The following is a 20,086-nucleotide window of genomic DNA, read 5'->3' as shown; positions in this document are numbered from 1 at the left end:
TTTTGTTTATACTAATAATATAGGAGGGCTAGAAGTGTTATCAAATGAGCTCATTGAAAAATTTCAGCTTTTATCCAAATATTCAGATTCTTCTCTTGAGGAAATGGAAAAACTTCTAAAAATTAATCGTAAATATCTTATTCTGCAAATTGAAAAAATTAACGATGTTTTAGAATCTTTTCATTTTCCAGTTATTGAGGTGAAAGGAGGACGAATTAGAACTCCGGCAGTATCCTTGAATAGCCTTTTTGAAAAGATATCTCATCATACAGGTGACTATCTTTTTCATGAAGAGCGCTTAGAAATGATTGTGCTTTACATTCTGTTGGCTCAGCACTTTGTATCCAATCAGCATTTACAGAATCTATTGCAGATGAGCAGAAATTCAGTCCTGTCGGATATAAAAAGGCTTAAGCAACATTTACTTTCTTATCAGATAGAACTGTCTTATACTCGTAAACAGGGATATTTTTTAGCAGGAAAAACAAAAAAGCTCATTTATCTATTAGAGAAGACATTGAGTGAGCTTTTGTCAATAGCGAGTGGGCGCTGGGTACTTCGATATTTGCTTGAAGATTGTGGTCTAGAGCTTAATGATGGGGAAGTTGCAGACAGACTCGTTTTACTCGGAAAAAAGTATAACATTCATTTTTTGTCTGAAAAAACGAAAGAAGTAAGCTGTCTTATCGCTATTTTAAAAGCGGGGAGTTTAAAAATATGTCCTGACGATGATATTGTCTTAGGAGAGATATATACAAATTCTTTGTTTTATTTATGTGAAGAACTATTACAAACTTACCCAGAGTTGGCAGGCAAAAAGAATTTTATCTTTTCTCGCTTGCTAGGTTGTACAGAAGGAAATCTTCAAGTTTTTTCTGACCAAAGGGTATTTGAGTTGATGGAAGATATAATAGAACAGGTCAAAGCTCATACAGGAGCAGATTTTTCTCAATCACCTCAATTTCGTCAAAATTTATACTCGCATCTTTATCCAGCGTATTATCGCCTGTTATTTGATATTCCTTTAATAAATCCATTGAAAGAACAGATTAAAGCAGATTTTGGCTCACTCTACTATTTGGTAAAACGAAGTCTTATTCCTTTAGAAGAATACGTAGGCAAACTATTAAGTGATGATGAGGTAGCTTACTTCACGATTCATTTTGGTGGATATTTAGAGGGAGAGTATAAGAAAGATAGTATACAAACTTTAAGGGCTTTGAGTATCTGTCCAAATGGAGTGAGTTCTTCCCTGATCCTTCAGGCGGAATTAAAGCATCTTTTTCCAAATATGATGTTTAAGCCTGTTCACCAGCTTGATGAAGCTAAAAAGATAGACATTGAAGAATACGACCTTGCTTTTTCAACAGTTCCGTTTGAATCAGAAAGACCAGTCTATTTACTGCAGCCTGTTATGAAGTCTATTGAAAAGACCATGTTAAAACGCAGAGTCATCAGTCAATTTTCTTGGATTGAAACTCAAGGAATTTCCTTAGACGGGTTGATAGAAATTATAGAGCGACATACAACGATTCATCACTATCCCGAGCTAATGAGAGAACTATCGAATTACTTGATAGGCTGGCAACAAGGTCAGACGAGAGGAGGATATGGTTTGACAGAATTATTAAAAAAAGAATTTATTCAACAGACTAATCAGGTCAAGGATTGGAAAGAAGCTATTTCTTTGGCAGCCGCACCTTTGCTGAGGGGAAATTATATTGAGCAGTCTTATATTGAAGGAATGATTGCTTCTGTGGAGAAGTTAGGAGCCTATATTGTACTAGCACCGAAAGTCGCTGTTCCTCACGCTGCTCCTGATTTGGGGGTAAACAAGTTAGGAATGAGTTTGCTGCAGGTGGCAGAGCCAGTTGATTTTGATGTAAAAGGAGATGAGGAAAAACAAGTTCAGTTGATTTTTGTACTTGCGGCCATTGATTCAACTGCGCATTTGAAAGCTTTACAAGAGCTTGCTATGATTTTAGATGACGATGAGTCCATAGAACAGTTAATTGCAGCAGAAAATCCAGATGAAATAATGGAAATCATTACCGAAACAATAAAGAATGGAGAAAAAGATGATTAAAATTGTCACAGTTTGTGGAAATGGTATTGGCAGCAGCTTACTTCTTCGGATGAAAGTAGAAGCCATTGCCAAAGATTTAGGAATAGAAGTAGAAGCAGAATCTTGTGATTCTAATGCAGCGGTCGGAAAGGGAGCAGACCTATATGTGACAGTGAAAGAATTTCAAGATATCTTTCCTGAGGGAACAAAGGTTTGTATCGTTAAGAGCTATACTAATCGCAAAAAAATCGAAGCAGACCTTGTTCCTATATTAGAAGAAATGAGAAATCAATAAGAAGAAAGAATGGAGGTTCAGCCATGAATGGTATACTCACGCTGTTTCAAAATATCTTAAGTGAACCAGCCTTTTTAATGGGACTGATAGCTTTTGTTGGTTTAGTAGCTCTTCGAACTCCAAGTCATAAAGTTTTGACTGGAACACTAGGGCCGATTCTAGGGTATTTAATGTTAGCCGCTGGAGCAGGAGTTATTCAAAATAATTTATCTCCTTTAGCTAGTTTGATTGAAAAAGGGTTTGGTATTACAGGTGTTGTTCCCAATAATGAAGCTGTAACATCAGTTGCTCAGAAAATACTGGGTGTTGAGACGATGACAATTCTCATTGTTGGCTTATTGCTAAATTTATTATTTGCTCGTTTTACTCGCTTTAAATACATCTTTTTAACAGGGCATCATAGTTTCTTTATGGCTTGTTTATTGTCAGCCGTTTTAGGAGCAATTGGCTTTAAAGGAGCTGCCATGATTGCAGTAGGAGGATTTATATTAGGTGCTTGGTCAGCTATTTCTCCAGCTATTGGACAGAAATATACTCTTCAGGTAACGGACGGAGACGAGATTGCAATGGGACATTTTGGCAGTCTGGGTTACTATCTCTCAGCCTGGATTGGATCTAAGGTAGGAAAAGGCAGCACCAGTACAGAGGAGTTGAAAATTTCAGAAAAATGGAGCTTTCTTCGCAATACTACAATATCAACAGGTATTGTCATGGTTGTCTTTTATCTAATAGCAACAATTGCTTGTCTGATTCGTAGTCCTAAAACAGTTGAAGAGTTAGCAGCTGGTAAGAATCCTTCTATATTTGCTATCGTCAGTGGTCTAACTTTTGCGGTTGGTGTCGCTATTGTATATGCAGGGGTGCGGATGATACTTGCTGATTTGATTCCTGCTTTTCAAGGTATCGCCACTAAGCTTATTCCGAATGCTGTACCAGCTGTGGACTGTGCTGTATTCTTCCCTTATGCGCCTACAGCAGTTATTATTGGTTTTGCCTTTAGCTTTTTAGGTGGACTGATTGGTATGTTCATTCTGGGAGCAATAGGTGGTGTGCTGATTATTCCCGGTATGGTTCCTCACTTTTTCTGTGGTGCAACAGCGGGAATCTATGGCAATGCAACTGGAGGACGGAAGGGAGCTGTTTTAGGTTCTTTTGTAAACGGCCTATTCTTAGCCTTTTTACCTGCAGCGGTTTTGCCAGTATTAGGTGAACTAGGTTTTGCAAATACGACCTTTGGTGATTTTGACTTTGGTGTATTTGGTATTTTGTTAGGTCGCGTAGGAGATTCTGTTGGTCAAGTTGGTATTTATGTGGTAGTAGCAGTTCTAGCAGTTATATTGCTTTTACCAAATTTCCTCAGTAAATCAGATACAGCACTGAATAATGTTTGCGACGAAGAAGAATAAGAGGGCGAATAATGGCACGAAAATTATCTATTAAAGTTTATTCAGATGGCGCAGTTTTGGAAACTATGCTAAAGGATCTAAATTCTGGTTTGGTATCGGGATTTACCACTAATCCTAGCTTAATGAAGAAAGCAGGTATCACCAGCTATGTAGGATTCGCTAAAGAAGTATTAAAGGATATTAAGGAATTTCCCGTTTCTTTTGAGGTGTTTGCTGATGACATTGAAACAATGGAAAAAGAAGCAGAAAAAATAGCCTCACTGGGAGAGAATGTTTATGTAAAAATACCTGTGACAAATTCTAAAGGGGAATCAACTGTTGATTTAATGAAACGTCTAGCAGCAAAAGGTGTTAAAATCAATGCTACAGCTATTTTCACTCTTGAACAAGTTCGCGAGGTAGTTGGAGCTTTGAAGGCAGGTACTCCAGGGATAGTGTCAGTTTTTGCTGGACGTATTGCAGATACGGGTGTGGATCCTGTGCCGATTATGAAAGAAGCACTGTCTATTTGTCGTCAAAAAGACGGAGTAGAGTTGTTGTGGGCTAGTCCGCGCGAAACCTATAATATTTATCAAGCGGATGAGTTAGGGGTTGATATTATTACCTGTACCTCAGATTTGATTCAAAAATTATCGTTAAATGGTAAAGATTTGACAGAATATTCCCTAGAAACAGTTCAGATGTTTTTGAAAGATAGTACTAGTCTTGGTTTTAAAATCTTAGATGCTTGATTTGATATTTTAAAATCCTAACCTTAAACCCCAGTTCTTAATGAAGTAGTACTGGGGTTTTAATTTGTTTATTTGACCGAGGCAGAAATGGTTTCTTTGAGGTTGAATTATAAATATTATATTTTAAATTTTAATGAATTCTTTGGGATTGAGAAGCATAACTCAAATTCAAGGATATTTTTTATCTATAATTTCTGAGGACGGCAAGATTATTTGTTTTCAATAAAAATGCTTATAATTTATAGTTTTAAACTTGATTTAGCTTATGTAAACGGTATTCATTAAAGGGTTTTTGTGGTATAATTATGGTATATCCATAGGGGTGTTTGAAGCTATTTTTATTTAAAATTATAAGGAAAAAGAATTTTTTAGACACGATGACAGCCTGTTTTGATACTTAATTTTATCAAATTACTAAGCTTTGTACATTTTATGTGGATTTTGGGCTGATATGCTTGCTATTTTCCCTAATTAGTTATATGATTTTAAGTTGAGTGTAGAGAAATACGATACATAAAAGTATTTTAAACATAAATCTTGTTTTTAAAATGGGAAAATGATATTTAAAGGAGAAGAAAGTGAAAACTTTACTATTCGGAAACACAGGTTACATATCTAAAGAATTTATTGAGGAAGCTTTCCCAAATAGTGACGTTTATATTTTTGGAGATACGCACTTAACCAAGCTAAAAAAGGTGACTGTTTTTAAACAATCTGCGTCAATTGGTATCTCTGAAATCTTAGAAAATTATCATTTTGATCAAATTTTGTATCTCTCAAATTATTTGACCTATAAAAATCAACAGATTGGTGAGTTGGAAAGATTGCAAGATTTCCTGAAAAATACTACGAAGTTATCTTGGTCAAATATTCTATATGTCACAGGACCGGAAATTATTAATCTCCCTCAGGATTTGGAAAGAGCAGCAGAGAATCTTTGCTTACATTGGGCAAGTACATACAGTGGTTCTCTGAAAATTATTCGGAGCCCCTATGTCTATTCTGCAAAACAACCAGAGGATTATTTCTATGGTTTAATGGACAATCTTCGGCGAAATCAGCCAATCAGTTTTGATGAGCAACCAGACGAAGTACTGAATTTCATTAATTCAGAAGATTTAGCGGAGCTTGTATATAAGGTATTTAATAGTTGGACGGATGAGGCTGAAATTTTGACAATAGCTAATCCTTTTCAAGATACTTTCAAACTTTTAGCAAGCAAATTACAGGATTTAACTCTGACACGTAGTTCGATTACTTTCCAGCCATCCAATAAGTTATCTCCTGTATATCAATCAATAGACAAAAATAATCTGCGCGGTCGGTATGGATGGTTTATCCATTATTCTATCGTAGATGATTTATCAGATCTGTATGATCAATTTATTAGTGAAGGAAAGCCGTTGAGAAGGCTTGAATTTCGTAGTTTGAAAAGAAATGTTTATAAACTACGTTCTCACAGTGATTTTCAAAAAATCGCGGAAGTCTTCCTTGCTTTTATAGTTTCAGAAGTCTTAAGTTTAGTCGTAACAAGGTTCAATCAACTAGGAATGATTGATGTAAGGCTCTTATTTGTAACTCTAATTAGTACTATTTTTGGTACGGTTTACGGTATATTTGCTGGTGTTCTATCTGTTTTAGGATTGTTTACGATGAGTCTAGTGGCAGGTAATAAATGGCAATCTATTGTTTATAATACTGATAGATGGCTTCCATTTGCTGCATATATTTTTGTAGCGCTTATTTGTGGTATTATCCAAATGAAATATCAGGATGAGAAAGAATTACTGGAAAAAGAAAATCAATTGTTGAATGAACAGAATGAATTCTTAACACTTTCATATGAAGATGCGACTCACGATAGAGATGTGCTAGTTCAAAAGGTTGTTAGTAGTCATCATGGTAGCAGTCAACTTTATGATGTTTTCAAACGCTTAAACAAGAGAACGGTTGAAGAGATCATTGTTGAAGCTGAAAGAATTATTGGAGAAGAATTTTCAACTGACACAGTGCATTTTTATCCTCTATCACAGTTCTCTGATTTTAAATTAGAGTTGTATCCTCAGTTAAACGAAGGATTGGAAAATGAATCCGTTTGGATTAATAGGAAATTACTCCCAGATTATCCTACTATTGCTGTTGAGATGAAGAGTGCTTCGGGCCTACGCTATCTTATATGGATTGAAGATGTTGCTTATGATAAGTTGACCTTAACAAGACTTCATTTCTTGCAAATGGTTAATGAATTAACAGCTTCTATGGTGGACAAAGCTGGTTATTATCAAGTCTTCTCTAATATGAAGAAGAACCCCGGTTTGGCGGCACATATTAGTCCAAGTGAAATCAGACAAGGAAACTAAAATGGAGTGGATGATTACTAGTTTTTTCGTACTTTTATACGTGGCTCTATCTATGCATTCGTTTGTTTCTTTAAAGAAAAAACGAATTCAGTTACCTATGTTTTACATTATTTTCCCCATTTGCCTACCGTTTTTAGGCTATATCATGCTTTGGGGGTTGAATCTTTCTTTAAATAAAGAGGAGACTGACATCTCTCTGGATCAAAAGGATCCAGATGAATGGTTTGAGGTAGATGATACTCAAAAAATGAGTAGAGTTGAGAGCGCTTATAATCATGTTGAAGAAGTCATTCCATTAGAAGAAGCTCTAGTTTTGAAAGATAAGGAAGTTTCTCGGTGGATGCTAATGGAAATCGTCAGTCGGGCACCAGCTAAATTTATCGATTTATTATTCTTAGCTCGGCAGGATGATGATACTGAGGTTGTCCATTATGCAACAACCTTGATTGCAGAAATTTCTCGACAATATGATATTCGATTGCAGGCATTGGAAAAAAACACCAAGATAATCCGACTGATTATCGTGTTCTAGCGGAATATTGTGCTGTATTAGAAGCATATTTGCAAAAGGATTTGGTAACTAAGAGGATGGGAGAATTATTGCGAAAAGATTATTCTAATCTCTTAGAAAAGAAACTTCATCAAAAAGAGCAGCTTTCTGATTATATAAAACTGATAGAGAATGATTTTTTGCTTAAGCGTTATGAGCGAGTTAAAGAATATCTGGACTTCGTTTCTCAAAAGTGGCCTCACCAAGAAGCTATTTATATGCTTTATTTAAGATATTATTTTGAAACAAGCCAGGGAGAAAGGTTAGAAGAATTGGTAGAAATAATCCAAAATGGTTCTATTTATCTTTCTAAAGAGAATCGTGAACGTCTCGCTTTCTGGCAATCGTAGGTTTTTGTGATGACAAAGAAAAAAAGAAAACTATTATATTCGAAAGAATCTATTATTGTAATTGTTATCTTTCTTTTGCTATCTGCTGTTTTGTGGATTCAAAAGAGTGGCGAGCAATATACAGTTACTTCAGAAAAGGATACTTATCTTAAAGATGTTCCTTCATCCAACGCGGTTTTTGACAGCTTAGCTAAGGATAGCCTAATTCTTTATGATGAAAGTAATGACACAAGCCGACGAGCGAAAGAGCAATTTTCTCAAATCCTTAAAGATATGAGAATGGGTTATCAGATAGTTGATATTTCAAAAGAGACCATACCAAATTTTTCTGACTATAAAAAGGTAGTTGTACTTCTGAGCGATTTGGAAAGTTTAGGAGATAAAGCTATTGAAATGACCGACTGGGTTGAGCAAGGGGGCAATGTTCTTTTTGCTGTAACTCTGGCTAAAGATAGTCGATTGGCTGAAATAGAACAAAAATTAGGCGTGGCAAATTCAAGCTTTGAGAATGCTTATGTTAAGAAAATTTTTATCGATAAAGATTTTATGATTGGTGGAGGAAAGAGTTATTCCATTGATGGTGCTTTCCATTCTGCTTGGGCAGTTACACTCTCATCTGATGCCAAGGTTCATGCTTGGACTGATGATGAGGCAAAAACACCTTTGATTTGGGAAAAAAAGCATGGCCAAGGGAAATTTGTTATTGATAATTTTGGAATTTATGAAAGAGCAGTGCGTGGTTTGTATGCGGCTTCTTATAGTTTGATGACGTCTGTGACAGCTTATCCAGTTATCAATGGAACTGCTTTCTACCTTGATGATTTTCCTTCACCAGTTCCTGCAGGAGATGCTACTTATATTAAGCGAGATTATAATATGAGTATCTCTGATTTTTATACCAATATCTGGTGGCCTGATTTGCTAAAGTTATCCGAAAAATACGGAGTTAAGTATACAGGTGGTGTTATCGAAAATTATGAGGATGATACCTCAGGTAATGTTCATAGTCAAAAAGATATAGATCGTTTTAAATATTTTGGGAAATCACTTTTAGCTAATGGAGGAGAAATAAGCTATCATGGTTATAATCATCAACCCTTGACCCCTAAAGGAGTTGATTATGGAGATGAGTTTCCTACCTATAAAACTTGGAAAGATAAGAAAGCTATGTCTTCTTCGATAAGTGAGTTACTTCGCTTTACGAAAGAGCTTTTTCCAAAAGGAGAGAAATCTATCTATATTCCTCCTTCAAATGTTTTGTCTAAAGAAGGAAGAGAAGTTTTACGAGAAAACTTTCCAGAAATTAAAAGTATTGCAAGTAATTATTTTCCAGGGAAATTTACTTACTCTCAGGAGTTTGAAGTCGCAGATGATGGTTTGATTGAGCAACCCCGGATTGTTTCAGGTGCTTCGTGGGATGCCTATTCAGACTTAACTGTGTTTTCTGAACTTAATATGCACTATGTTACAACTCATTTCCTTCATCCGGATGATGTTATGGATGAAGATAGAGGTGCAAAATTAGGCTGGTCAAAACTTTATACAGATTTTACTAATGAAATTGAAACATTGTATAAGATTGCTCCAAATATTAGGCGTTTGACTGGTTCTGAAATGGCGGGTTCTATCCAACGTTATGCTATACTGACCATTAATCAAAGCAAAACAGATTCTGGATTGGAATTAGAACTAGGGAATTTCCATAGCCAAGCTTATGTGATGTTTCGATTTAATGAAGGTCAACCAGGTAAAGTGACGGGTGGAGATTTAGAACATTTAACAGGCAATCTCTATCTCCTGCATGCTACATCTGATAAAATATCTATTGAGGTCAAATAAATATAGAAAAGAAAGTAAAAATGAGAATTTGTTTGGTTTTAGAAGGATCATATCCCTATGTTCATGGTGGTGTCTCTACATGGATGCATCAATATATAACTGAAATGAAAGAGCATGAATTTATTGTATGGGTGATCGGAGCAAATGAATCTAAGAAAGGAAAATTTGTCTATGAGTTACCCCAAAATGTAGTTGAGATTCGAGAAGTCTTTCTAGATAGTCTAGCTGGAACTGAAATAAGGAAAAGCAGCGCTGAAGATTTAACTAGTGAAGAATATGAATCTTTAAGACAGTTGGTCTTCTGTGCTAAACCAGATTGGTCCTTAATCTTTAACATGCTTCAAGATGGAAAAATCCAACGAGATAGTTTTTTGGCTAGTGAAGATTTTTTCCATATGATTCAGGAATTGTGTGCAGAAAGATACGCTATGCAGCCAATGTCTGATGTCTTTCATACCATTCGCTCGATGCTGTTTCCTCTGTTGACCCTTCTTTCTAGTGAAATACCGATTGCAGATGCTTATCATGCCATTTCGACAGGTTATGGTGGTATCTTGGCGACATTGGCAAGCGTTCGAACAGGTAAGCCCCTTCTTTTAACAGAGCATGGGATTTATACACGGGAGCGCGAGGAAGAAATTATTCGTGCAGATTGGATTTTGCCGTCTATGCGAAAACAATGGATTGATTTTTTCTATACTCTTTCAGATGCAATTTATTCAAAAGCGGACTGTATTACTAGTCTATTCTCAAAAGCCAGAGAAACTCAGATAGATATGGGCTGCGATCCGGAAAAGTGTCGAGTCATTTCAAATGGAATTGACTATGAGTCTTTCTCTGCGATTCCTTTTGAAAGTGATGGTTTCATCAATGTTGGTGCAGCTGTCCGAATGGCTCCTATCAAAGATATTAAAACCATGATTTATTCTTTCTATGAGGTATCCGTCCAAATGCCTAATTTTCGCCTCTATGTCATGGGGGGTGTTGATGACAAAGGCTACGCTAGTGAATGTTATGACCTGGTTCGAAAACTGAAGTTAGACAATCTGATTTTTACCGGCCGGGTTAATGTCAAAGAATATCTTAAAAAGATGGATTTTATGATTTTAACCAGTATTTCTGAAGGACAACCTCTCTCTGTTTTAGAATCAATGGCAGCAGGAAAAGCGTGTGTAACGACAGACGTAGGTTGCTGTAGAGAATTGCTTGAGGGGAGAGAAGATGATAGTTTGGGTCTTGCAGGATACTGTGTCCCTCCTACTGATTTAAATGGTTTAGCAGATGCAATGCTATCTATGGCTTCTTCAGAAGAGAAGAGGATGGCAATGGGAAGAATTGCGAAAAAACGCATTGAACAGTTTTACCAGTATGGTCAAATGATTGATCAATATAGAAAAATGTACAAGGAGTATGTGAAGGGATGGCAGGATTAGGTTTTGAGCTAAGAAAGGTATATAATAAGGGAAATTTCCTTGCCAAACAAAAAGCATATGGCTATGCAGGCATAATCTATGTGGGGCCTATGATTCTTGGGATTCTACTTATCCTTGCTGTTGTATATCTTAGCGTATTTGGACGTTTTGATAATGTTGAGCGTGACCATCTTTTGGGGCTGATTTCCTACTCAATTCTGGCTTCTTTGGCTGTAACTAATATATTTTCCATGGTAGTAACTCGCTATGTTTCGGACATGCTCTATGAAGAAAAGTTTGAAAAAATTCTGCCCTCGTACTTTTCTTCAGGGGCTATGATGTTGGGAATTGGGCTTGTGTCCTATGGCTTATTCTTATTTTTATCTGGAATTCCTTTGCTGGAGATTTTCTTAAATCTTCTTTTGTTTAGTGAACTATGCTTAATTTGGCATGCAGTTAATTATTTAACAGCTGTAAAAGACTATCGTAGTATCTTAAAAACATTTGCAGCAGCTATTTTGATTATGCTTGGAACAGGTTTCGTTTCCATATATTTATCTATTCCATATGGTCTGTTGTTGAGCACTTGTATTGCCTATGCTTATATTTTGGTTCAAATGATTCGAATTATGTATCGTTATTTTCCGAAAAGTTATGAGGCTAATTTCGAGTTCTTGATTTGGTTTGATGAATATTTTAATCTTTTTAAGGTTGGTATCTATCTGTTTATAGGACTCTTTGCACATATCGTTATTAACTGGTTTGGACCATTGAGTAAGGGGATAGGAGGACTTTTTCGTACAGCTCCTGTTTATGATGTATCAGCCATGTTGGCTTATCTTGTTACTTTAGTTTCTACTGTAAGTTTTGTTGTCTCATTAGAGGTTGTATTCTATCCAAAATTCAGGAAATATTATCAATTATACGATGGAGTAGGAAGTGTCGACAGAATCAATCAGACGGAAGTAGATATGCTTCGGACTCTTAGAAATGAATTAAAGTATTTATCTTGGAAACAACTTTTAGCAACCTTGTTAGCGATGTTTGTTGGTATTGTCTTGTTGGCTGTTTTACCACTCGGCTTTAATAGTCAGATGAAAGGTTATTTTCAGACATTGTGTTTGGGCTATGGGCTTTATGCGGTCGGAAATATTAATTTACTGTTGTTGCTCTATTTTGTTGACTATGAGGGGGCTAAAAATTGTAGTAAGTGGTTTGCTGGAATTTCAGTTGTATTTAGTATTTTAACCCAGTTTATAGATACTTCTTTCATTGGTTATGGGTTTTTATTAGCTTCATTAGTTTTATATTTCACTACAAGTGCTCGTCTAACTGAATACACCAAAGACCTTCCTTATCGAGTCTTAGGAAGTCAAGATATCATCGTATATGAAGAAACTGGATTCTTTACTAGACTTTATAATACTTTAGAAGCGAGGAGAAACGATGGATAATAAATGGGGTAAATTTTTACTAGTCTTTGGCTTGATGTCCCTCGCATTTATTCTTTTGGCTGTGTTTGATAATGGAGGTGGCAATGGAGACGAGAAGGTAACTCAAAAGGTCAAAAAAGAAAAGGTGCAAAACATTAATGATTTGCATCTTTATGATAAGGAAACCTTGTATAATCAAGGTGATCCTGATGTTATTACAATGTACTTGACTGTTAGACGGGGGAATACTGTTGAAAATACTAATCATTCCTGGAGTGAAGTCAATCAGTATTCGGCTTACGACTATGAAAAAATGGGAGTTAAACGCTATCAGGTAGAAGGACTTTTACAAGTTGGGAATGAAAAGGGGCCTGAATCAGGGCAGTTCGGCTTTGGTGAAGAGGTTCCCAATGCTACTGTTCAAATTAGAGGACAAAGTTCCAGTCGAGCTAGCCAAAAAAATTACAAGATAGAAATCAAAAGAAGTAAGGGAAGATGGGAAGGCCAGCGGACTATTAACCTAAATAAGCATCCCTATGACTATCTTCGATTTCGAAATAAACTAGCTTTTAAGCTGACAGAAAGTATTCCACAAATTGTAGGACTTCGTACTCAATTCGTCCATCTCTATGTTAAGGATGAGACAGGTGAACAGTCCAAAGAGTTTGAAGATTATGGGATTTACACTCAAGTTGAGCAATTAAACAAGACCGCTCTCGAAGCTCATGGACTTGATCAAAGCGGTCACCTCTATAAGATTAATAATTTCGAATTTTTTAGAGAGCCGGATGTCATTAGAAAAGAAGATGATCCGAAATTTGATAAGAAAAAATTTGAATCTCGTTTAGAGGTTAAAGGAGACAATGATCATACCAAGCTGATTGACATGTTAGATAAGCTAAATGACGAATCAGTGTCTAGTGATGAATTTCTAGAACAGTATTTTGATGCACAAAATGTTCAATATTGGATGGCCTTTCAAATCTTGATGGGCAATATTGACAGTCAAAATCGGAATATGTTTCTTTATAGCCCTAAGAACGGGACGCGCTGGTATATTTTGCCTTGGGACTTGGATGATTCTTTACACAAAAGCGAGTATGAAATCCGAAAACCAAGTGCTTTAGGAGAGAATTCTTGGCAGTATGGAGTTAGCAATTACTGGGGAAATCATTTATTTCAGCGCTTGCTTAAATCAGAACGATTCCGAACAGGTTTAGAGAGGACTGTTGATGAATTATATAAGAATCAGCTGAGTCCGCAGAATATTGGTGATTTAAGTAAGGAATATGCAAAAATAGTAAAACCATATTTGTCGCGTATGCCAGATTTAGGGCATCTATATTTTAACGAAGACCAGTATAATCAGATTCTAGCTGCTCTTCCTAAGGAAGTTGAGACGAACTATCATGCTTATAAGAAGAGCCTACAATCACCTCAACCGTTTTATATTGATCAACCAAAAGTCGAAGGAAAGAAACTTATCTTAAAATGGCTACCATCTTATGATTTTAATAATCAGCAGATAACCTATCATGTAGAATTAGCTAAGGATCCAAGCTTCAAAGAAAAAATATTGGATAAAAAAGAGATTTCAGAGCTCAGTATTGAGACAGATCGCTTACCTAAAGGTCAATACTTTATAAGAGTGTTTGCAAAGAATGAAACTGGCAATTCTCAAGCAGCCTTTGATTATTATCGTACAGATACCACGAAGGAATTTGGGGTTTCAGGATTCTATGTTATGGAAGACGGGGGAATAAAGGTTGACACTTATGAAAACAGATAAAAAAGAGCAATTTCGTCATGAGGCGAAGTATCTCATCGGTTTAAAAGAAAAAGCCTTATTAACACAACGTTTTGAGTCCATTCTTAATTTAGATAAACATGCCCAAAATGGAGGATATACTATCCGAAGCCTTTATTTCGATGACTACTGGAATAGTAGCTATGAAGAGAAGGATGCAGGGATTTTGATGCGAAAAAAATACCGTATCAGAATCTATAATTTTAGTGATCGTAGCATCAAGCTAGAAAGAAAGAAAAAATTTGAGAATTATATCTATAAGGAAGCAGCGCCTTTAACACGAGAAGAGGTAGAGAAAATTATTGAAGGTGACTATGGATTTTTACTTCATAGTCCCTATCCTCTTTGTAGGGAGTTTTATTTTGAATGTATGACAAATGTTATGCGTCCCCGCGTAATCGTTGATTATGAACGTGAGCCATGGGTCTATGACGCTGGTACTGTTCGACTGACTTTTGATTCGGATGTACGAGCTGCTGTTGGTAGTTTGGATATATTTGATTCCAACTTGCCAACTATCCCAGTTCTTCCCCCAGGCAAGCTAGTTTTTGAAGTGAAATATACGGAGTTGCAACCACAGATTATCAAAGATATTATTCCACCTCAGGCTTCAGAATTTATTGCGGTATCAAAATACGTCCTTTGCTATGAAAAGACAAGATATTTGCATGATTTTGAATACTGGTATGATACAGATTATTAGGAGAGATTGGAGAGAAGAATGAGTGTTCAAGATATGATTAAAAAATCAATACTAAAATCGGAGAATTTTACTTCCCAAAATGCTGTAAAAATTCTTGCCACTCTATTATTAGCAATCGCTTTAGGAGCATTTATCTATTTTGTTTATCAGAGATTTTTCACTGGAGTTGTCTATTCTAGAAGTTTCGCAATGACCTTGATTGGGATGTCTATTCTAACGGCTATGGTAACTTTGGCAATTAGTACCAACGTGGTTATCTCTTTGGGTATGGTTGGTGCCCTTTCCATTGTACGTTACCGGACGGCTGTAAAAGATCCCATGGACTTGCTCTACCTGTTCTGGGCCATTACCACAGGAATAACCGTTGGTGCTGGTATGTACATCTTGGCAATTGTGACAGCAGTAGTCATTTTTGGAATGCTACTGGTTTTTAGTCGGATGCAACACCAAGGAAAGGTTTATATTGTCATTATTCATTATCAAGGTGATGAAACAGGTGATCGCATCATTCAATCTTTTGGTAAAATAAAATACTTTGTGAAATCAAAGACACTTCGAGGTGATACTATTGAAATGGCGGTTGAAGTCCTCTGTAAGAAAGAAGATTTCACTTTTGTAGAGAGAATTCGAAATCTTGAACGGGTTTCAGACGTGACGCTTATCCAGTATAATGGTGAGTATCACGGTTAACATGATTGGAAATGGAATGAATAAAAAATTGAGATATAGTTTAATTTTTGTAGTAGTAGCTACTATTTGCGGCGCTCTTCATATTACTTCTTTTAATAAAAAACAGGTGGATCGTGCTTTTACATATTCCACTGAAGTCCTTCCTAATCCCTTGATGGGCTATGCTCCATCAGCAGAAGAAGAAGAACTTCCAGAAGATGTTCAGCTTGTATATATGGATGTTACGTGGAAAGAACTAGAGGCTCAAAAAGGTGTTTATAATTGGGAAAAGATAGAAGAAAGTAATCAAATTGAACGTTGGAAAAAAGAGGGAAAATATATTGTCTTACGATTTGTATTAGACTACCCTTCAGATACTCCCCACGAAGATATCCCTTCTTGGCTGATAAAAGAAATGTCTGATCCCGGGGATCGCTACGCTTCTGAATATGGTAAGGGTTTTTCTCCTAACTATTCAGATAAAAACTTGATATCCTATTATCAAAAGGCTGTTGCCGCCATGGGGGAAAGGTGGGCTAAAAGTGGGCAAATTGCCTTTATTCAGCTTGGAGTTCTTGGTCACTGGGGTGAATGGCATATCAATGAGGAAGCGAATATCCGGAAATTACCAGAAGCAGAAACTCGAGAGAAGTTTATTACTCCATGGATTCAAGCTTTTCCAAAAGCCAATATTTTAATGCGTCGCCCCTTTGCAGCTGCTAAAAAGCATGGATTCGGACTGTATAACGATATGGTTGGAGAAGAGGAAAGCAGAGAAGTTTGGTTAGGTTGGGTTCGATCTGGTGGAGACTATGACCAAGAAGATGCTAAAAACGGGCTAGTTGCGATGCCTAATGCTTGGCAAACGTCACCTATTGGTGGTGAATTTACTAGTGCAGTAAGCATGGAGGCTATTTTAAAGAAAAATTTATCCCAAACGGTTAAAGAAGTTCGACAGTCCCATACAACTTTCTTAGGACCAAAAGTAGCTGAAATCATTGATGAAAAAGATGATAAGGGCTATAAAGAAGTTTTGAAAAATATGGGATATAGATTATGGGTCCCTTCGGTATCTTTAAAACCAGAAAGTGAAAAGACCCAGCTGACCGTTACCTTGTCAAACAAAGGAGTGGCTCCTTTTTATCGTAATTGGGAAACGAAGATTTATGTTTATAATAAAACAGGCAGGGTTGTGGAGACAAAGAAACTGCCAGTTGATTTAACTAAGATGTTACCTGGTAAAGAAGAGAAAGTTGAATTATCACTGTCAACCGTAGGAATAACAGATAATGATAAAGGTTATAGGGTTGCTATAGGGATAGTTTCTCCTTTGACAAACCAACCATCAATACGTTTTGCCAATAAAGGTCAGGAGAATAAAACTGTTTTAACATTATATGATTCAGCAGTAGATAGATAAAAAGAAGTGAAACGGTTGTTTCACTTCTTTTTTCGTCCTGTTACTTATATAATATGAGAATGCAAGATTAGATAGTAGCTAATAGGATATTTAGGAGAGAATCATTTGACAAAGGTAGAGCTTCTTGGTAGAATAAGTATGTCGTAAAGACAAATAACTTCTTCTTGGTTGCAGGCCATGCCAAACCTGCCACTCGGATGAAGCGTAAAGAAAAGGAGTAAATTATGGCAATCTCAAAAGAGAAAAAAAATGAAATCATTGCACAATATGCACGTCACGAAGGTGACACTGGTTCAGTAGAGGTTCAAGTTGCTGTCCTTACTTGGGAAATCAACCACCTCAACGACCACATCAAACAACATAAAAAAGACCACGCTACTTACCGTGGCTTGATGAAGAAAATCGGTCGCCGTCGTAACCTCTTGGCTTACCTTCGTAAGAACGACGTTAACCGTTACCGTGAGTTGATCAACTCTCTTGGACTTCGTCGCTAATCATGATGCTAAGGGCGTTAAAAATCCGTATGAAAATAGGGAAACGACACTGTGTTCGATGAACACAAGTAGTTTCATCTTTTTCACTAGGATTTTAGCCCGAGCTCAAATTGGCTCTCTGACTCCAGAGGGCTTTTTTACTTTTGTCACCTTACCTCGATATACTCGAGTATTATCTTCGGTTATGGTTTCTAGCATTGTAAGGTAAAATAAACCAGGTCTTCTCTCTTCGGGGAGATTTTTATTTTATCAACTCGCTTAGTACGTGTTCAATTGAATACACAAAGTTGAAGCTGCTCTACTAAAGAGTAGTTTTTCTTTTTCTCTAGGATTTTAGCCCGGTCTCAAATTAGTTATCTGATTTCAGAAGTTTTTTTATTCATCACTCCTCTTAATTCGTTGTAAGCTCTTCAAATATCATTTCCTAGTCTAATTCTTCTAATTTTTCCAAATAAAAAGTCCTTCTATTTCTTTAGAAGAACTTTTTCTATCAGCAACTTTACTCTTTCAAGAATTTTTGAATGGCAGGAGCGGCAGTGATAGCAAATCTTTCGTCAATACGATGCTCCCCACCTTCTACAGTGACCAGCTTTGCATTTGGAATGGTCTGACTTGCTTGAACGGCATACTGATAGGGCACGACTGCGTCATCGGTACCATGGATAATGAGGGTCGGAGCTGTGATTTTGGCCTGCTCTGCTTGGATGTCAATGTCTAAGGCATCGATTAGATAAATCTTGCCCAAAGTAGTATTGTGGTGTGTCAGGCTATCAGGAAGTTGGTCGAAGTCAAGGCTCCCTAGCTCACGATAGGTCTCCTTGGCATCATCGAAAAGAACGAAAGCTGGAAAGATAAGCAGGAGTTTGTGTACGCGGTCCGGATAAGCAGCAGCATAGAGACTGGCAACGACACCGCCTTGGCTGGCACCGAATAAGCTCATCTTGGTCTTATTTACAAAGGCCTCGGAACTCAGCTTTTCCATGACTTGGGTCAAGTCTGTCAGTTCGGTCTTGACCGACATATTCAGCATATCTTGTCCACCGCTCTTCGATTGGCGGCTGCCGCCGTAGAAATCAAAGCTGTAAACCAGATAACCTTGCTTTGCCAGCAGTTGGCTGTACATGTCATATTGTTCAAGGGTGTTGTTCAATCCATGTGCAATGACAATGGTCGGCAATTTTTTACTCTTGTAGTCACGAGGAGCAGTAATCTTTCCGTAGAGCTGCTTGTCATCGTATGAAACGCTGTATTCTTCAGACACGATGTCTTCTGTCGGAGTCGGTTGATTGTCGATTTTCTCGCTAGAAGCTGTCTGTGTGGTTTCTGGCTTAGGAGGGGTAGGATTTGATTTGGTTTGGGAATGCCAGAAGAAAAGAACCAGTCCAGCCAAGCTCAAGGTTGCTAAGAAAGCCCAAATATACTTCATAGTTCTCTCCTTTCAGTATTTGTAGTATTATAGCGGAAATGAATGTATTTTACAAGAAGAGAGCTTTCTTGTTTTTTGATTTTTCTGCCTTTCATACAAGAAAATCCAATTCACTTATCTAAGCGAGATTCTGATAATCTTGAATTTTTTAGAAAATCTTGCTAGACTGTAGCTACTAAGATAAAAACACAGTTCTGGTTGGTAGTCCAGACGCAAAAAATCCATTTTTTGTCAGTAACCTTCCTCCTTGGTTGTCCATTCTTAGGGATTTTTTAAAGGAGGTGCTGTCATGGATAAGATTTCAATGACGCTGACAGTTTATTTTGAAGAGGGATTTTGGCACGGTCTTTTCGAGCAGGAACATGCTCAATCTTATAGAGTTTGCCGAGTCACCTTTGGTGCAGAGCCTAGCGCGCAGGAATTGTTGGATTTTCTAAACCGTTATTATCATCGGTTGCAGTTTAGTCCTAGCATCAGGGTAAAGGAGAAGGCTAAGTCCATCAGTCCCAAACGCCTGCAGAGACAGGCTAAAAAGGAGCAGATGGCTTCACGTTCTTCAAAGTCTCAGGAAGCGCTGAGTCTGCAATTAGAAGAGCAAAAGAAAATTGCTCGAGTCAAGCGCAAGCAGCAGAAAGAACTGGCTAAGCAAAGGAAATTCGAACTCAAACAGCAAAAACGATTGGAAAAGCACAAGGGGCATTGAGCCTGGTTTTTCTTATTTATATGGGAAAGTCTTCCGATGGGAGGCTTTTTTTGTTTGTCAGGAAATCGGTGAGTGGCTTGAAAGGCGAAGTGATATCTCCAAGTCGTTTTATTTGATAGATGTAACAAAAGAGATTACAATATAATCATAAAATAAAAATTACAAGAGTAGTTTTGAAAAGGAGAAGTTATGATTGAAATCACATATTTGGATGCTGTCAAGCAGGAGCGGAAGATGACCTTTGAGTCTTATCAGGAGTTTGAGCAGTCCCAGCAGGCCTGCTTGATTGGAGTGGCAGATTATTACCCAGTTAAAAAATTGACTTATAAAGGCCATGATTTGAACTACCAGGGTACTTACGGGGACGTCTTCTTTTTCCTGATGAAGCAGGATTTGACAAAGTTTGACTAAGAATAAAGGAGA

Annotated in this window: 18 protein-coding genes; 17 read left to right on the top strand and 1 reads right to left on the bottom strand. The window is 37.0% G+C overall.

What is annotated here, in order from left to right; translation table 11 throughout:
• Positions 1-34 precede the first annotated feature (34 nt).
• From HMPREF9380_RS01505 to rpsO, 15 genes are all read left to right on the top strand, one after another.
• Positions 35-2,086 (top strand): BglG family transcription antiterminator, encoded by a 2,052-nt coding sequence (locus HMPREF9380_RS01505; RefSeq protein WP_032907714.1) that lies wholly within the window; start codon positions 35-37, stop codon positions 2,084-2,086.
• On the top strand, positions 2,079-2,360 hold the full coding sequence (locus HMPREF9380_RS01510; RefSeq protein WP_032907713.1) for a PTS sugar transporter subunit IIB: 282 nt from the start codon (positions 2,079-2,081) through the stop codon (positions 2,358-2,360). Before HMPREF9380_RS01505 ends, HMPREF9380_RS01510 begins: the two co-directional genes overlap by 8 nt.
• A gap of 23 nt (positions 2,361-2,383) precedes the next feature.
• On the top strand, positions 2,384-3,766 hold the full coding sequence (locus HMPREF9380_RS01515) for a PTS ascorbate transporter subunit IIC (protein WP_004193450.1): 1,383 nt from the start codon (positions 2,384-2,386) through the stop codon (positions 3,764-3,766).
• Positions 3,767-3,777: 11 nt separating this feature from the next.
• Positions 3,778-4,497, top strand: a complete 720-nt coding sequence (locus HMPREF9380_RS01520) for a transaldolase (RefSeq protein WP_004193448.1) — start codon at positions 3,778-3,780, stop codon at positions 4,495-4,497.
• Positions 4,498-5,075: 578 nt separating this feature from the next.
• Entirely contained in the window at positions 5,076-6,857 is a 1,782-nt protein-coding gene (locus tag HMPREF9380_RS01525; protein WP_004193446.1) for a hypothetical protein, read from the top strand.
• Position 6,858: 1 nt separating this feature from the next.
• A complete protein-coding gene (locus tag HMPREF9380_RS12075; protein ID WP_235787805.1) occupies positions 6,859-7,389 on the top strand; it encodes a hypothetical protein in 531 nt (176 codons plus the stop codon).
• A 56-nt stretch (positions 7,390-7,445) separates the two neighbouring features.
• The gene (locus tag HMPREF9380_RS12070; protein ID WP_004193442.1) at positions 7,446-7,757 is read left to right on the top strand and encodes a hypothetical protein; all 312 of its coding nucleotides are present in this window, start codon (positions 7,446-7,448) and stop codon (positions 7,755-7,757) included.
• A gap of 9 nt (positions 7,758-7,766) precedes the next feature.
• Positions 7,767-9,596 (top strand): DUF2194 domain-containing protein, encoded by a 1,830-nt coding sequence (locus HMPREF9380_RS01530; protein ID WP_004193440.1) that lies wholly within the window; start codon positions 7,767-7,769, stop codon positions 9,594-9,596.
• A gap of 20 nt (positions 9,597-9,616) precedes the next feature.
• A complete protein-coding gene (gene pelF, locus HMPREF9380_RS01535; protein WP_032907710.1) occupies positions 9,617-11,029 on the top strand; it encodes a GT4 family glycosyltransferase PelF in 1,413 nt (470 codons plus the stop codon).
• Complete coding sequence (pelG, locus tag HMPREF9380_RS01540; protein ID WP_004193436.1) at positions 11,017-12,462, top strand: exopolysaccharide Pel transporter PelG; 1,446 nt, start codon at positions 11,017-11,019, stop codon at positions 12,460-12,462. Before pelF ends, pelG begins: the two co-directional genes overlap by 13 nt.
• Positions 12,455-14,230, top strand: a complete 1,776-nt coding sequence (locus HMPREF9380_RS01545; RefSeq protein ID WP_004193432.1) for a CotH kinase family protein — start codon at positions 12,455-12,457, stop codon at positions 14,228-14,230. The genes pelG and HMPREF9380_RS01545 overlap by 8 nt, the downstream gene beginning before the upstream one ends.
• Complete coding sequence (locus HMPREF9380_RS01550; RefSeq protein ID WP_004193429.1) at positions 14,217-14,951, top strand: polyphosphate polymerase domain-containing protein; 735 nt, start codon at positions 14,217-14,219, stop codon at positions 14,949-14,951. Before HMPREF9380_RS01545 ends, HMPREF9380_RS01550 begins: the two co-directional genes overlap by 14 nt.
• A gap of 18 nt (positions 14,952-14,969) precedes the next feature.
• Complete coding sequence (locus tag HMPREF9380_RS01555; RefSeq protein WP_004193426.1) at positions 14,970-15,641, top strand: DUF4956 domain-containing protein; 672 nt, start codon at positions 14,970-14,972, stop codon at positions 15,639-15,641.
• A gap of 16 nt (positions 15,642-15,657) precedes the next feature.
• Positions 15,658-17,040 (top strand): DUF4832 domain-containing protein, encoded by a 1,383-nt coding sequence (locus tag HMPREF9380_RS01560; RefSeq protein ID WP_032907708.1) that lies wholly within the window; start codon positions 15,658-15,660, stop codon positions 17,038-17,040.
• 224 nt (positions 17,041-17,264) lie between these two features.
• A complete protein-coding gene (gene rpsO, locus HMPREF9380_RS01565) occupies positions 17,265-17,534 on the top strand; it encodes a 30S ribosomal protein S15 (RefSeq protein ID WP_004193424.1) in 270 nt (89 codons plus the stop codon).
• A 499-nt stretch (positions 17,535-18,033) separates the two neighbouring features.
• Here the strand turns inward: rpsO and HMPREF9380_RS01570 are convergent, their stop codons facing one another.
• Complete coding sequence (locus HMPREF9380_RS01570) at positions 18,034-18,960, bottom strand: alpha/beta hydrolase family protein (RefSeq protein WP_004193422.1); 927 nt, start codon at positions 18,958-18,960, stop codon at positions 18,034-18,036.
• A 289-nt stretch (positions 18,961-19,249) separates the two neighbouring features.
• On the opposite strand from HMPREF9380_RS01570, the gene HMPREF9380_RS01575 reads away from it, so the two are divergent.
• Positions 19,250-19,663: a YjdF family protein gene (locus tag HMPREF9380_RS01575; protein ID WP_004193420.1), complete on the top strand. Its 414-nt coding sequence runs from the start codon at positions 19,250-19,252 to the stop codon at positions 19,661-19,663.
• Positions 19,664-19,852: 189 nt separating this feature from the next.
• Positions 19,853-20,074 carry a DUF4649 family protein gene (locus tag HMPREF9380_RS01580; RefSeq protein ID WP_002899027.1) on the top strand — a complete coding sequence of 74 codons (222 nt, stop codon included), beginning with the start codon at positions 19,853-19,855 and terminating at the stop codon, positions 20,072-20,074.
• The last annotated feature ends 12 nt before the right edge of the window (positions 20,075-20,086 follow it).

This window comes from Streptococcus sanguinis SK49, from assembly GCF_000212815.1.
Lineage (GTDB): Bacteria > Bacillota > Bacilli > Lactobacillales > Streptococcaceae > Streptococcus > Streptococcus sanguinis_C.
Note: the sequence above shows the minus strand (reverse complement) of the source record. Positions and strands in the feature narration are given on the sequence as shown.